Annotated in this window: 14 protein-coding genes; 10 read left to right on the top strand and 4 right to left on the bottom strand. The window is 74.9% G+C overall.

The annotated features are described in order from the left end of the window. Nucleotides 1-164: 164 nt before the first annotated feature. A complete protein-coding gene (locus VF468_12670; protein HEX5879148.1) occupies nucleotides 165-377 on the top strand; it encodes a hypothetical protein in 213 nt (70 codons plus the stop codon). Here VF468_12670 and VF468_12665 read toward each other — a convergent pair. Together VF468_12665 and VF468_12660 are read right to left on the bottom strand one after the other, a co-directional pair. Next, on the bottom strand, nucleotides 374-1,015 hold the full coding sequence (locus VF468_12665; GenBank protein ID HEX5879147.1) for a response regulator transcription factor: 642 nt from the start codon (nucleotides 1,013-1,015) through the stop codon (nucleotides 374-376). The genes VF468_12670 and VF468_12665 overlap by 4 nt on opposite strands. Beyond that, entirely contained in the window at nucleotides 1,003-2,271 is a 1,269-nt protein-coding gene (locus VF468_12660; protein ID HEX5879146.1) for a sensor histidine kinase, read from the bottom strand. The genes VF468_12665 and VF468_12660 overlap by 13 nt, the downstream gene beginning before the upstream one ends. Before the next feature lie 171 nt (nucleotides 2,272-2,442). Between VF468_12660 and VF468_12655 the strand changes: the two genes are divergently transcribed. Together VF468_12655 and VF468_12650 are read left to right on the top strand one after the other, a co-directional pair. Beyond that, a complete protein-coding gene (locus tag VF468_12655) occupies nucleotides 2,443-3,366 on the top strand; it encodes an ATP-binding cassette domain-containing protein (GenBank protein HEX5879145.1) in 924 nt (307 codons plus the stop codon). Continuing rightward, complete coding sequence (locus VF468_12650) at nucleotides 3,363-4,190, top strand: ABC transporter permease subunit (protein ID HEX5879144.1); 828 nt, start codon at nucleotides 3,363-3,365, stop codon at nucleotides 4,188-4,190. Before VF468_12655 ends, VF468_12650 begins: the two co-directional genes overlap by 4 nt. Nucleotides 4,191-4,206: 16 nt before the next feature. On the opposite strand, the gene VF468_12645 is transcribed toward VF468_12650, so the two are convergent. Next, nucleotides 4,207-4,698 (bottom strand): carbonic anhydrase, encoded by a 492-nt coding sequence (locus VF468_12645; GenBank protein ID HEX5879143.1) that lies wholly within the window; start codon nucleotides 4,696-4,698, stop codon nucleotides 4,207-4,209. A 212-nt stretch (nucleotides 4,699-4,910) separates the two neighbouring features. Then, complete coding sequence (locus tag VF468_12640; protein ID HEX5879142.1) at nucleotides 4,911-5,501, bottom strand: TMEM165/GDT1 family protein; 591 nt, start codon at nucleotides 5,499-5,501, stop codon at nucleotides 4,911-4,913. A gap of 76 nt (nucleotides 5,502-5,577) precedes the next feature. Between VF468_12640 and VF468_12635 the strand changes: the two genes are divergently transcribed. From VF468_12635 to VF468_12605, 7 genes are all read left to right on the top strand, one after another. Then, the gene (locus VF468_12635; protein HEX5879141.1) at nucleotides 5,578-6,126 is read left to right on the top strand and encodes a hypothetical protein; all 549 of its coding nucleotides are present in this window, start codon (nucleotides 5,578-5,580) and stop codon (nucleotides 6,124-6,126) included. Then, nucleotides 6,123-7,643 carry an ABC transporter ATP-binding protein gene (locus tag VF468_12630; protein ID HEX5879140.1) on the top strand — a complete coding sequence of 507 codons (1,521 nt, stop codon included), beginning with the start codon at nucleotides 6,123-6,125 and terminating at the stop codon, nucleotides 7,641-7,643. The genes VF468_12635 and VF468_12630 overlap by 4 nt, the downstream gene beginning before the upstream one ends. Beyond that, entirely contained in the window at nucleotides 7,640-8,023 is a 384-nt protein-coding gene (locus VF468_12625) for an ATP-binding cassette domain-containing protein (protein ID HEX5879139.1), read from the top strand. Before VF468_12630 ends, VF468_12625 begins: the two co-directional genes overlap by 4 nt. A 9-nt stretch (nucleotides 8,024-8,032) precedes the next feature. Beyond that, a complete protein-coding gene (locus VF468_12620; GenBank protein ID HEX5879138.1) occupies nucleotides 8,033-9,163 on the top strand; it encodes a serine/threonine-protein kinase in 1,131 nt (376 codons plus the stop codon). A 227-nt stretch (nucleotides 9,164-9,390) separates the two neighbouring features. After that, on the top strand, nucleotides 9,391-11,331 hold the full coding sequence (locus tag VF468_12615; GenBank protein ID HEX5879137.1) for an alpha-1,4-glucan--maltose-1-phosphate maltosyltransferase: 1,941 nt from the start codon (nucleotides 9,391-9,393) through the stop codon (nucleotides 11,329-11,331). A gap of 5 nt (nucleotides 11,332-11,336) precedes the next feature. Then, nucleotides 11,337-12,734 carry a phosphotransferase gene (locus tag VF468_12610; GenBank protein ID HEX5879136.1) on the top strand — a complete coding sequence of 466 codons (1,398 nt, stop codon included), beginning with the start codon at nucleotides 11,337-11,339 and terminating at the stop codon, nucleotides 12,732-12,734. Beyond that, a partial coding sequence (locus VF468_12605) for an alpha-amylase family glycosyl hydrolase (GenBank protein ID HEX5879135.1) occupies nucleotides 12,731-13,753 on the top strand: 1,023 nt, incomplete at its 3' end. The genes VF468_12610 and VF468_12605, both read left to right, overlap by 4 nt.

Below are 13,753 nucleotides of genomic sequence, written 5' to 3'. Positions count from 1 at the left end.
CCCTCGGGCGCGCTGTACGCCGAGCCGGGGGGGTGCCGGCCGTCACGTCCGGTGCCCGTGCTGGCCATCCACGGCACCGACGACGTGGTCGTGCCCTACGGCGGCCGGACCCCGACCGTCGAGTGGCCGCTGGCCATGCCGCCGATGCCCACCTGGCTGGCCGGATGGGCGACCCGCGACGGCTGCCCCGGCGACCCCGCCGTCTTCCTCGACACTCCCGCGGCGACCGGTTTCGCTGGAGCGGCTGCCGCGATGGCGGCGAGGTCGTGCACTACCGCATCAACGGCGGCGGCCACCAGGCGCCCCGGACGATCGCCGGTCGGCCCTTCGCCCAGGTCGTCTGGGACTTCTTCACCGCCCACCCGCTCCCGGGCTAGGCGCCAAGGAACTTGAGGACGGCCAGGACGCGGCGGTGGTCGGTGTCGGTCGGGGCCAGGTCCAGCTTGGCGAAGATGTTGCTGACGTACTTCTCCACGGCGCTGGGGCTGACTCCCAGGGCCTCGGTGATGCCGTTGTTGGAGCGTCCCTCGGCCATCATCTGGAGGACCTGGAGCTCACGAGGGGTGAGGCGGTCCAGGGGGTCGGCGCGGCGGCGGACCAGGAGCTGGGCGACGACCTCGGGGTCGAGGGCGGTGCCGCCGGCGGCGACCCGGCGCAGGGCGTCGAGGAAGTCGGCGACATGGGCGACCCGGTCCTTGAGCAGGTAGCCGACGGCGCTGGTCCGCTCCGACAGCAGGTCGGTGGCGTAGCGCTCCTCGACGTACTGGGACAGCACCAGCACCGCGACCTCCGGGTACTGGCGGCCGATGACGAGCGCGGCCCGGATGCCCTCGTCGGTGTGGGTCGGGGGCATCCGCACGTCGACCACGGCGACGTCGGGGCGGTGCTCGGCCACGGCCCGCAGCAGCTGGTCGGCGTCGGCCACGGCGGCGACGACCTCGAAGCCGCCGTCGCGCAGGAGCTTGGTCAGCCCGGCCTGGAGCAGGACCGAGTCCTCGGCGATCACGACCCGCATGGCAGCTCCACCGTGATCGCCGTCGGCCCGCCGGGAGGGCTGTGGACGGTCAGGGTGCCGTCGACCGCGGCCGCCCGCTGGGCCAGCCCGCGCAGCCCGGTGCCCGGGCCGCCGGCGTCGGTGGCCGCTCCGCCGTCGAGCGTGGCCCCGCCGCGGCCGTCGTCGCTGACGACCACGCGCAGCCGGTCGCCGGCGCGTTCGACGGTGACCTCGGCGGAGCCGGCGTCGGCGTGCTTGGCCACGTTGGTGAGGGCCTCGGACACGACGAAGTAGGCGACGGCCTCGATGGTCGGTGAGCAGCGGCCGCCCACGTCGACCCGCAGGCGCACCGGCAGCGGCGCGCCGGCGGCGATCCCGGACAGGGCCGCGTCCAGGCCGCGGTCCTCGAGCACGGCCGGGTGCAGGCCGCGGACGAGCTGGCGCAGCTCGGCCAGGGCCTCGGTGGCCTCGTCGTGGGCCTGCTCGATCACCTGGCGGACACCCTCGGGGGCGTCGGCGAGGCCGGCCCTGGCCATGCCGAGGTGCATGGCCAGGGAGACCAGCCGGCGCTGGGCCCCGTCGTGCAGGTCGCGCTCGATCCGGCGCCGCTCGGCGTCGGTGGCGGCGACGATCTCGGCCCGGCTGCGGGTCAGGGACTCGACCCGCAGGGCCAGCTCCTCGCCGCGGCTGGGGCCGAGCAGGGCCCGGGCGGCGACCTCGTCGGCCCGGGTTATGCCCCCGGCCACCCACGGCGCGGCCAGCGGCAGGGCCACCGCCACCACGGCCACGCCCAGGCCGAGGCCGAGACCCGGCTGCCGGCCGGCCAGGTAGACGGCGGCCGGCAGCGGCGCCGACCAGCAGGCCGCGACCAGCGCGCCGCCGGCGGTCCCGCCGGTCATGGCCAGCACGTGGTAGCCGAGCTGGCGCCAGGTGGCCGGGGCGGCCAAGGCCCGGACCGGCCGCAGTGGCCAGGCGCCGGTCCCGCCGCCCGGCGGCGCCGGGATCTCGACGCCGAGCACGGCGCGGAACCTGGCCCGCTGCAGGGCGCCGAACCCGCGGACGCTCAGCAGCAGGAGCACCGGCCAGGTCACGACGACCGCCGCATAGAGCAGGGCATGCCCCCAACCGCCGACCGGCCAGTCGAGCAGGGACCAGACCGCGGCCAGCCAGGTGAGCGCCAGCGCGCCCAGCACCGCCCCGGTGCCGACGCCGGCCACCAGGCCGGCGAGGGCATGCAGCGTCGGCCGCCAGCGTCGAACCGCGTCCATCCAGGTCATGGGCAAACGGTAGACGCCGCCGAGGCCGGCGGCCATGGGGTCCGCCCTCCGCCGGGGTGAGGAAAACCCCACCACGGCCAGGCCGCCGACCCCAGCGACAGCCCGGCCCGGCCCGGGCAGCCTGGTGCGGCCACGGACCGACGAGAGATCACGAGCGGAGGAGCTCGCGAGATGATCGAAGCACACGGGTTGACCAAGCGGTACGGCGACAAGCTGGCCGTCGACGGCCTGACCTTCACGGTGCGCCCGGGCGTGGTGACGGGCTTCCTGGGACCCAACGGGGCCGGGAAGTCGACCACCATGCGGATGATCCTGGGCCTGGACGCCCCCACCGGCGGGTCGGTGACGGTCAACGGCCGCCCCTACCGCGAGCACGCCGCCCCCCTGCGCGAGGTGGGCGCGCTGCTGGACGCTCGCTCCGTCCACCCCGGCCGCAGCGCCTACGCCCACCTGCTGGCCCTTGCCCAGACCTGCGGCATCCGGCGGTCCCGGGTGGACGAGGTGGTCGAGGCGGTCGGCCTGGGCGGGGTGGCCCGCCGGCGGGCCGGCGGCTTCTCGCTCGGCATGGGCCAGCGGCTGGGCATCGCGGCGGCGCTGCTCGGCGACCCCCGCACGGTGATCCTCGACGAGCCGGTGAACGGCCTGGACACCGAGGGGATCCGCTGGATCCGGTCGCTGCTCCGGGGGCTCGCCGCCGAGGGGCGGACCGTCTTCGTCTCGTCGCACCTGATGAGCGAGATGGCCCTGACCGCCCAGCACCTGATCGTCATCGGCCGGGGGCGGCTGATCGCCGACACCGGCACCGAGGACTTCATCGCCGGCGCCGCGCCCGGCGGGGTGCGGGTGCGCAGCACCGACCCGGACGCCCTGGCGCCCCTGCTCCGCTCGCGGGACGCGACCGTCTCCGGAGCCGAGGACGGCGCCCTCGCCGTGTCCGGGCTCAGCACCGACGAGGTCGGCCGGATCGCCGGCGCCGCCGGCATCACGCTGCTCGAGCTCGCCGCCGAGCAGGCCTCCCTCGAGGAGGCCTTCATGGACCTGACCAGGGACGCGGTCGAGTTCCGCGCCCCCACGACCGGAAGAGGAGCGCCATGACCACGACCCGTCCGGCAACCCCCACCCGCCCGGCGGGTCCCACGGCCCAGCGGGTGACCCAGGCGCGGGTGATCCGCTCGGAGTGGACCAAGCTGCGCTCGGTCCCCTCGACCGCCTGGTCGCTGCTGGCGGCCGTCGGGCTGATCGTCGGCGTCGGCGCCCTCTACTCGCTGCTGCGGGTGACCCGGCCGCCCAGCGACCCGGCGGCCGTGGCCAGCTTCGACCCGACGGCGGTCAGCCTCACCGGCGTCCAGCTGGCCGAGCTGGCCGTCGGCATCCTCGGCGTGCTGCTGGTCGCCGGGGAGTACGCCACCGGCACCATCCGGGTCGGCTTCGCCGCGGTCCCGCGGCGGCTGCCGGTGCTCTGGGGCAAGGCCGTCGTGATCGGCCTGACCACGCTCACGCTGTGCCTGCCCGCGGCCGTGGCGGCGTTCCTGATCGGCCAGTCGATCCTCTCGGCCGAGGGCCTCGACATCCCCCTGAGCGACCCGGGCGTGGCCAGGGCGGTGCTCGGCAGCGCGCTCTACCTCGGCGCCGTCGGGCTGCTCGGACTGGGCCTGGGCGCGCTGCTGCGCAGCACCGCCGGGGCGGTCGCCGGGCTGTTCGGCATCCTGTTCGCCCCCCAGCTCCTGGCCGGCCTCCTGCCGGCCGCCTGGTCGGACCGCATCTACCCGTACCTGCCGGTGCCGGCCGGCGTCGCCGTGACGGCCGTGCAGCCCGACCAGGCGGCGCTCGCGCCCTGGAGCGGGTTCGCCCTGTTCTGCCTCTACGTCGCCGTCGTGCTGGCCCTCGCCGCGTGGCGGCTGCGCCGCCGCGACGCCTGAGGCGCGCCGGCGGTGCTCAGGTGACCTCCTGGAGCTGGCCGGTGGTGACGTCGTAGATGAAGCCGCGGATCGAGTCCTTGTGGAGGACGAACGGGCTGTGCCTGATCCGGGCAATCGACTGGCGGATGTCGCGCTCCAGGTCGGAGAAGGCCTCGAGGGCGAAGTGGGGGCGCAGCCCGGTGGCGGCCTCGATGTCGGCCTTCACCTGGTCGTCGGTGAAGGTCAGCATGCCGCAGTCGGTGTGGTGGACGAGGATGATCTCCTTGGTGCCGAGCAGGTGCTGGGAGATGGCCAGAGACCGGATCACGTCCTCGGTGACCACGCCGCCGGCGTTGCGGATGACGTGGGCCTCGCCCGGCTCCAGCCCGAGCAGGGCGTAGACGTTGAGGCGGGCGTCCATGCAGGCGACGACGGCCAGGGCCTTGCCGGGAGGCATGGGCAGGTCGCCGCGGCTGAAGGACTTCGCGAACTCGGCGTTGTTGCGGAGCAGGTCGTCGGTGACGGTCATGGTCGCTCCTTGCGGTGCGGGAGGCCGGGTGCCGGTCGGCACCCGGCGACGGCAGACCCGGGAGCGGCCGTTCTCGGTTACCTCGGCTCCCGGGTCCCGGGACAGCCGCAGGTGACGACGCGCCCGTAGTCGAGGGCACGGTTCGAGACCAGCAGAAGGGGGACCATACCGGCACCAGCGTGCCCGGCCTCGGCGGCTCGCGCAACCGCCGGTCAGGCCCGGACGGCCTCGACCAGGGTGGCAAGCGCGAGGAGGGCAAGCACGACCGCGGTGAAGCGGCGGACCAGGCGGGTCGGGACGCGCTGGACCAGGCCCTGCCCGACGGTGAGGGCGAGCGCCGCCACCGACCACAGGGCGAGCAGGGCGCCGGTCCCGACGCTGAGCGGGTCGTGGTACCTGGCGGTCAGGTTGGCCGTCGTGATCTGGGTGATGTCGCCCCACTCGCCCAGGAAGACGACGCCGAAGGAGGCGAGGGCGACGCGCACGGGGCGCTGGTCGGCCACGGCCGGGGGCGCTCCGGCGGCGTCCGCCCCGTCCTCCTCCTTGCCGAGCAGGACCAGGACCGAGCCGGCGGCGAACAGCGCGGCGACCACGAACAGGACGAGTCGCTGGGGGAGCAGGGCGAACACGCCGCCGACGGTCACGGCGACGACCACGTGGACGGCGAAGGCGGCCGCGACCCCGCAGAACACCGGCAGGGGCCGGAAGCGGGTCCCGAGGACGAGGGAGGCGAACAGCGACTTGTCGGGTAGCTCGGCCGGGAAGATCACCACGAACGTGGTCAGGACGACGGCGAGGTCCACCCGGCCACTGTAACGAAGCCTCCCCACCACGCGATGGCGGGACGTACGCGCCACCACCTGGAAAGGAACCAGCCCGGTGCGGACCCGCCTCGTCTCGCTGGCTGTCGCGACCCCCCTCGCCCTCGCGACCTCCCTCGCGTTCGCGGCGCTCCTCACCCTGGCCGCCACCACCCCGGCCCTGGCCGACCCGGGCCCCGGCGACGACAGCGGCCCCAGCCACCACGGCTCGAACGGCCCGGGCTCGGGTCACGGCGGGGACGGGTCGGAGGACGGCCACGCCGACGGCGACGACGACGCCGAGCGCCGTGCACCCTCGGCCCAGGGGCCGGCCGGGGCCGCCGAGGCCGCCCCGGAGCTCGCCAACCCGGGGCGGCATGCCACCGCCCCAGGCGCAGGCCTGGCCTCCACGGCCGCACGGGGAGCCTCGCAGGCGGCCTCGACCCGGCTCTCCGCGCCTGAGCCCGCGCCCCCGGTGGGGAGCGTCGCGGAGCGTCGGCCGGGGGTCGCGGCGCGTTCCACACCCTCCGACCTGGTCGGCGTGGCCGGGGTCACGGGGGCGGTGCTGCTGGCGGCCATGGTCGCGGCGGGGTTTCGGGCCCGAGCCCGCCTCGGGAGGCTCGGATGACCCCACGAACCTCACCAACCCCCGCCCTCCCGACCCCGCCTCGCTCCTCAACCGTTGCCCCGACCCCGACCCACCCCTCCACCCGTCGTTCCCCGACCCTCCGCGGGTTCCTGCGGCCCTACCGGGGGAGCCTGGCGCTCGCGTCCGGGCTGATCCTGGTGGAGACCCTGCTCGACCTGGCGCGGCCGTGGCCGTTGAAGGTGGCGGTGGACAACGCCATCGGGGGGCAGCCGCTGGGGGGGCCGCTGGCGGTGCTCGACGGGCTCGGGCCGGCGGGTCTGGCGGCGGTGGCCGCGGTGGCGGGGATCGGGCTGGTGGGGGTCGCGGCACTGGTCGGGTACCTGGTCACCTACCTGACCGCGGCCACGGCCGAGCGGGTCGGGGCCGATCTCAGAGAGGCCGTGTTCGGGCGGATGCTCGGGCTGGCCCTGCCGTTCCACGACCGGCACCGGTCGGGGGACCTGGTGACCCGGCTCACCGGGGACGTGGCCAGGGTCGAGGACTCGATGGTGGCGTGGTTCACGGTGCTGGTGCCCGAGGTGCTGACGCTGGCCGGGATGGTCGTGGTCGTGCTGGCCGTCGACCTCACCCTTGGGCTGGTCGCCCTGGCCGTGGCCCCGCCGCTGGCGCTGGTGGTGGCGCTGCGGCGGCGGCGCATCCGGGCCGCTCAACGGGCCTCCCGGGACGCCGACGCCGCCCTGGCCAGCGAGGCCACCGAGGTGCTGCGCAACGTCCGGGTCGTCCAGGCGTTCACCCGCGAGGGGGAGGCCGGCGGGCAGTTCTCCGGCCGCAGCCGCGGGGCCGTGCGGGCGGCCCTGGCCGCCGTGGACCTGGAGGCGCGCTGGTCGCCGGTGACCGACCTGCTGCTGGCCGCCGGGGGTGGGCTGGTGCTGTGGATGGGGGTGACGGCGGTGACCAGCGGGCGCATGACCCTGGGGACGCTGCTGGTGGTGCTCGCCTACCTGTCCAGCCTGTACGGCCCCATCCGGGCCCTGGCCCGGCTGGCCAGGACCCTGGCCAGGGGCGCGGCCAGCCGCGAGCGGATCCTGCAGGTGCTCGACTCGGGCGAGGTCGTCCCCGAGGCGCCCGACCCGGTCCCGGCCGAACCGCCCCGGCGGGGGCTGGCCGTGCGCGGGGTCTGGTTCGCCTACGCCGAGGGCGCCCCGGTCCTGCGCCACCTGGACCTGGAGGTGGCCGCCGGCGAGCGGGTCTGCGTGGTCGGCCCCACCGGCGCCGGCAAGTCCACCCTGCTGTCGCTGCTGCTGCGGTTCTACGACCCCGACGCCGGCGCCATCGAGCTGGACGGGGTCGACCTGCGCCGCCTGGAGCTGGCCTCGCTCCGCAACCGGTTCGCCCTCGTGCCCCAGGACCCGTGGATGCTGGACGGCACCATCGCCGACAACATCGCCTTCGGGCGCCGCTCTTGGGGGGGTTCGGGGGCCTCCCCCCCCGAATGGACCGGGGACCGGCGGAGGAAGTGCGGGCGGTCGCCGCCCAGTGCGGACTGGGGGACGTGAGCACTCAAATCGGCGAGGGCGGGGTGCGGCTGTCCGGGGGGCAGCGGCGGCGGGTCGCGCTGGCCAGGGCGATCCTGCGGGACGCCTCGGTGCTGCTGCTGGACGAGCCCACCAGCGGGCTGGACGCCGCCTCCGAGCAGGCGGTCCTCGACGCCCTCGACCGGGCCGCCGAGGGGCGGACGGTGGTGGCGGTCTCCCACCGCCTCAGCCTGGCCGCCCGCGCGGACCGGGTGGTGGTGCTGGACGGCGGCCGCGTGATCGAGCAGGGGCCGCCGGCCGAGCTGCTCGCCGCCGGCGGCGCCTACGCCCGCCTCTGGGCCCTGCAGCACCCGCACGAGCTGGCATTGACCGGCGGATCCGGAGAGGGGGTGAGCTCATGAGCAGAGGACGTGGACGCGGTCGTCGCGTCCGGGGCGGCCACAAGGTGTTCTCGCACCACGGTGGCCCCAGCGCCTCGTCGATGTCCAGGTCGCGGACGCGCACCCGCACCCGTACGCGCGGCTGACCCCGACCGTGAGGGGGGCGGTCGCTGGCGAGCCGCCCCCTCACCCGAGCACCTCCAACGGAAGGACCCACCGTGGACCCCCGAGCCGTCCTGGGACTGGCCGCCCGGCCACGAGCTGGCCCCTGGGCTGCTGGCCTGGGCGCTGCTCGGCGACGGGCGGCGCTGCGAGACCTGGCTGGCCTGGGACCTCGGCCGCTGGTGCCCGGTGGCGGTGAAGCTTCCCCGGCCCGGGCAAGGGGCCCGGGCGCTGGCCGGGCTGGCCCAGGAGGCGGCCGTCGCCGGCTCGACCGCCCACCCGGGGATCCGGCGGCTGCTCGAGGCCCGCCTCGACTCGCCCGTGCCGCATCTGGTGTTCGAGTATGTCGAGGGGCCGACCCTCGACGACGCCCTCGCCGACGGCGGTCCCTTCCACCCGGTCGACGTGCTGCTCACCGGCATGCAGCTGGCCGCCGCCCTCGGCCACCTGCACGGCCGCGGCCTGGCCCACCTGGACGTCAAGCCGGGCAACGTCGTGCTCCGCGACGGCCGCCCGGTGCTGATCGACCTCGGCCTGGCCCGGCCGGTGGGCGAGGCGCCCGCCGGCGGACACCGCCGCGGCTCGCCGCCGTGGATGGCCCCCGAGCAGGTCCGCCGCCGTCCGGTCAGCCCGGGCATGGACCTGTTCGCGCTCGGAGCGGTCCTGTACCAGCTGGCCACGGGCACCCAGGCGTTCGACCCGGCCGACCACGGCCCGGCCGGGCGACGCTGGCCCCAGCTGGCCGGCCCCCCACCCCCGGCGAGCAGCCGCAACCCGGAGGTGCCGGAGGACGTCGGCCGGGTCGTGGCCGCCCTGCTGGCTCCCGACCCGGCCGGGCGCCCGGCCACCACCGCCCAGGTGCTCGCCCTCCTGGCCGCGGCCATGCCGGCCGACGCCGCCGAGGAGGACAGGCTGTGGCCCACCTGGGCTACCGGGCGCCTCGCGGAGTGGCAAGCGTCCGCCATGGCGCGTCCCCCGCTCGTTCCACGACCTGCGTAGGCATTGCAGGTGGCCCAGAGATGCTCCTTGTCAGGATGGTTGCGACGGGAAAGACTGCGGCTCGCCCTGGGGAGCGATCCCAAGGGCGGGCCCTCGTGGGGGCCAGGGGGGGCCGCGGGCGGGTGCGCGCGCTCACCCGGCGCCGGGCCCCCACGGGGGCGCTGAACTCCCAGCGCCCCTGAGCCGTTCCGCCGCTGAACCGGGTGCTCTGGTGGTAGCGTGCTCACATGATCGGGCGCATCGTGATCGAGGACATCCGTCCTCAGGTCGGCTGCGGGCAGTTCACCGCCCGGGCGGTCGCCGGGGAGACGGTCCCGGTCTCCGCGACCATCTTCCGCGACGGCCACAACGAGGTCGTGGCCGCGGCCGTGCGCCTGACCGGCCCGGGCGACCGCAAGGGCCAGCTCGTCCCCCTGGTCGAGGTCAACCACGGCCTGCACCAGTGGCAGGGCGAGATCACCCTGCCCCGCACCGGCGCCTGGTCGATGGTGGTCGAGGCCTGGACCGACGAGGTCGCCACCTGGCGCATCGGCACCCAGAGGAAGCTCGACGCCGGCCGCGACATCGGCCTCGAGCTCGAGGAGGGCGCCCGCCTGGTGGAGGCGGCCCGGGCCTGGGTGCCGGCGTCCGGTCGCGAGGTGCTCACGGCGGCCGCGGCCGGGCTGCGCAACAAGGGCGCCGACCCGGCCGAGCGGCTGGCCGCCGCCTCCGACTCGACCGTGGTCGAGCTGCTGGAGCGGCACCCGCCCAAGGAGGCCACCCGCTCCAAGCGCCTCGGCATCTGGGTCGACCGCCCCCGCGCCCTCTACGGCGCCTGGTACGAGTTCTTCCCCCGCTCCGAGGGGGCCACGGCCACCAGCAGCGGAACGTTCAAGCAGGCGGCGGAGCGGCTCCCGGCCATCGCCGCCATGGGTTTCGACGTGGTCTACCTGCCGCCGATCCACCCCATCGGCCACACCCACCGCAAGGGCCCCAACAACACCCTGGAGCCCGGCCCGGACGACCCCGGGAGCCCGTGGGCGATCGGCTCGGAGGCCGGCGGCCACGACGCCGTCCACCCCGACCTCGGCACCATGGACGACTTCGACGCCTTCGTGGCCAGGGCCAACGAGCTGGGCATGGAGATCGCCCTCGACTACGCCCTGCAGTGCTCGCCCGACCACCCCTGGGTCAAGGACCACCCGGACTGGTTCCGCATCCGGCCCGACGGCTCGATCGCCCACGCCGAGAACCCGCCCAAGGTCTACCAGGACATCTACCCGCTCAACTTCGACAGCCCGGACGCGCCCGCGCTGTCCCAGGCCTGCAAGGGGATCCTGGACCACTGGATCGCCCACGGGGTGCGGATCTTCCGGGTCGACAACCCCCACACCAAGCCGGTGCGGTTCTGGGAGTGGCTGATCGCGGCCGTCAAGGCCGAGCACCCTGACGTGGTCTTCCTGGCCGAGGCGTTCACCCGCCCGCCGATGATGCGGGTCCTGGCCAAGATCGGCTTCACCCAGTCCTACACGTACTTCACCTGGCGCAACGGCAAGGCCGAGCTGGAGGAGTACTGCAACGAGCTGGCCCACTCGCCCTCGAACGAGTACATGCGGCCCAACTTCTTCGTCAACACCCCCGACATCCTCCACGCCTACCTCCAGTACGGAGGGCCGGCGGCGTTCAGGATCCGGGCCGTGCTGGCGTCGATGCTGTCGCCCTCCTGGGGCGTCTACTCCGGCTACGAGCTGTACGAGCACCAAGCGGTCCGGCCCGGCTCCGAGGAGTACCTGGACTCGGAGAAGTACCAGTACCGGCCCCGGACCTGGTCGCAGCCGTCGCTGGCCGGCTACCTGGGACGGCTCAACGAGATCCGCCGCGCCCATCCGGCCCTGCACTGGCTGCGCAACCTCCGCTTCCACCTGGCCGACTCGCCCGACATCATCGCCTTCTCCAAGCAGACCGGCGACGACGCCGTGCTGGTGCTGGTCAACCTGAACCCGCACGAGACCCGCGACACCGTCGTCCACCTGTGGATGCCCGCCCTCGGCCTCGACTGGGACACCGGCGCCTTCGAGGTCCACGACGAGCTCACCGGCCAGACCTGGACCTGGCACGGGTCCTCGAACTGGGTCCGCCTCGACCCGCACTGGGAGCCGGCCCACGTGCTCCACGTCCGGCCCAGGTAGCAACCGTGACGGAGCTGGAGGCGGCCCTGGCCGAGTTCCTGCCCTCCCAGCGCTGGTTCGCGGGCAAGGGCCGGACCGTCGCCGAGGTCAGGGTCGAGAGCTCGGTGCCGCTGCGGACCGCCCTGCCGAGCCTGTCGGCCGTGGTGGCGGCCGTCGCCTACGCCGACGGCGGGGTCGAGCGCTACCACGTACCCGTCGGCCACGACCGCGGCCTGGAGGCCAGGCAGCTCACCGACCGGGCCCCGGACGCCGTGATCTACGAGACCACAGGCCCCAAGGGCGGACCGTGGTACGACGCCGCCCGCGACGAGCGCCTCGGCGGCGTCTACCTCGACCTCCTCGCGCGGGCGGCCAACGTCGAGGAGCTGCGCTTCTACCGGATGCCGGAGTGGACCGAGACGCTGCGCGGCCCGGGCAAGCTGCTCTCCGGCGAGCAGTCGAACTCCTCGCTGGTCTTCGCCAACCGGCTCATCCTCAAGCTGTTCCGCCTGCTCGAGCCGGGCGAGAACCCGGAGCTGGAGGTGACCAGGGCGCTGGCCGGGGCCGGGTTCGAGGCCTGCGCGGCCCCGCTCGGCTGGATCGAGGGGCTGGGCTCGACCCTCGGCATCCTCCAGCGCTACTACGCCGGCAGCGTCGACGGCTGGAAGCTGGCCACCGAACGGGTCGCCGACCACTACGAGTCCCCCGATGGCGACCCGGGCAACTTCGCCACCGACGCCGGCGCCCTGGGCCGGCTCACCGCCGAGCTGCACGCGGCCATGGCCACCGCCCTGCCCAAGGTGGCCGAGGGCCAGCCCGACCTGGGCCGGCTCAGCGCCCGCCTGCTCGGCCAGCTCGCCCAGGTGACCGCCCTGGTCCCCGAGCTGGCCGGCCAGCGCGACGCCATCGAGGAGGTCTACCGCAAGGCCGAGGCGGCCGGTGGTGGCAGCCGCTACCTCCAGCGCATCCACGGCGACTACCACCTCGGCCAGGTGCTCAGGTCTGGTCAGGTCTGGATCGTGATCGACTTCGAGGGGGAGCCGGCCCGCAGCCTCGAGGAGCGGCGGCGGCTGGCCAGCCCGCTCCAGGACGTGGCCGGGATGCTCCGGTCCTTCGACTACGCCGCCTTCTCGCCGCTGGTGCTGGGCGAGGACCCGGACACGCCGGGCCCGACCCGGGACGAGCTGGCCCGCTTCGAGGGGCCGGCCGCGGCCTGGATCGAGGCCAACCGCAACGCCTTCCTCGACGGCTACCTGGCCAGGGCGGGCGACTCGGGCTGGCTGGCCGGCGACCACGAATTGCTGCTGCGCGCGTTTGAGCTCGACAAAGCCGTCTATGAAGTGATGTACGAGGCCAGACACCGGCCGCCGTGGCTCCAGATCCCGCTCGGCGGCATCCGACGTCTGCTGGGAGCGAGCCCATGACGAGGGACGAGGTCGAGCGGCTGGTCCGCGGGGAGCACCACGAGCCCCACCGCCTGCTCGGAGCCCATACCGAGGACGGCCGGACGGTGGTCCGCGCGTTCCGCCCCGACGCCACCGCGGTGGTGGCGCTGATCGGGTCGGAGGCGGGCAAGGACGAACGGGTCAAGCTCGACCAGGTCCACCCGGCGGGCCTGTTCGAGGGCACGCTGGACGGCACGACCCCCCCGAAGGCCTACCGGCTGGAGGTCAGCTACCCCTCGGGCAGCTTCACCATCGACGACCCCTACCGGTTCTGGCCGACCATCGGCGAGCTCGACCAGTACCTGCTCGGGGAGGGCCGCCACGAGCGGCTGTGGCAGAAGCTCGGCGCCCACGAGATGACCGTCGACGGCGTGGCCGGGACGGCCTTCGCCGTGTGGGCGCCCAACGCCCGTGCCGTGCGGGTGGTGGGCGAATTCAACTCCTGGGACGGCCGCCTGCACCCGATGCGGGCGCTCGGCTCCTCGGGGATCTGGGAGCTGTTCGTGCCCGCGGTGGGCGGCGGGGCCAGGTACAAGTACGAGCTGGTCACCCCCTCGGGGGCGCTCACCCTCAAGGCCGACCCGGTGGCGTTCTCGGCCGAGGAGCCGCCCAAGACGGCCAGCGTCGTCTACACCTCCGGCTACACCTGGGGCGACGCCGACTGGATGGCCGGCCGGGAGCGGCACGACCGGCCGGCCGAGCCGATGTCGATCTACGAGGTCCACCTCGGCTCCTGGCGCCACGGGCTGTCCTACCGGGAGCTGGCCGACCAGCTGCCCGACTACGTGGCCGAGCTCGGCTTCACCCACGTGGAGTTCATGCCGGTGGCCGAGCACCCGTACGCCCCCTCCTGGGGCTACCAGGTGTCGGCCTACTACGCGCCCACGGCCCGCTTCGGCACCCCCGACGACCTCCGCCACCTGATCGACAAGCTCCACCAGCGGGGCATCGGGGTGCTGGTCGACTGGGTGCCGGCGCACTTCCCCAAGGACGCCTTC

The sequence above is a fragment of the Actinomycetota bacterium genome, from assembly GCA_036280995.1.
In the GTDB taxonomy this organism is placed as follows: domain Bacteria; phylum Actinomycetota; class CALGFH01; order CALGFH01; family CALGFH01; genus CALGFH01.
This window is presented reverse-complemented; position numbering and strand designations above follow the sequence as displayed.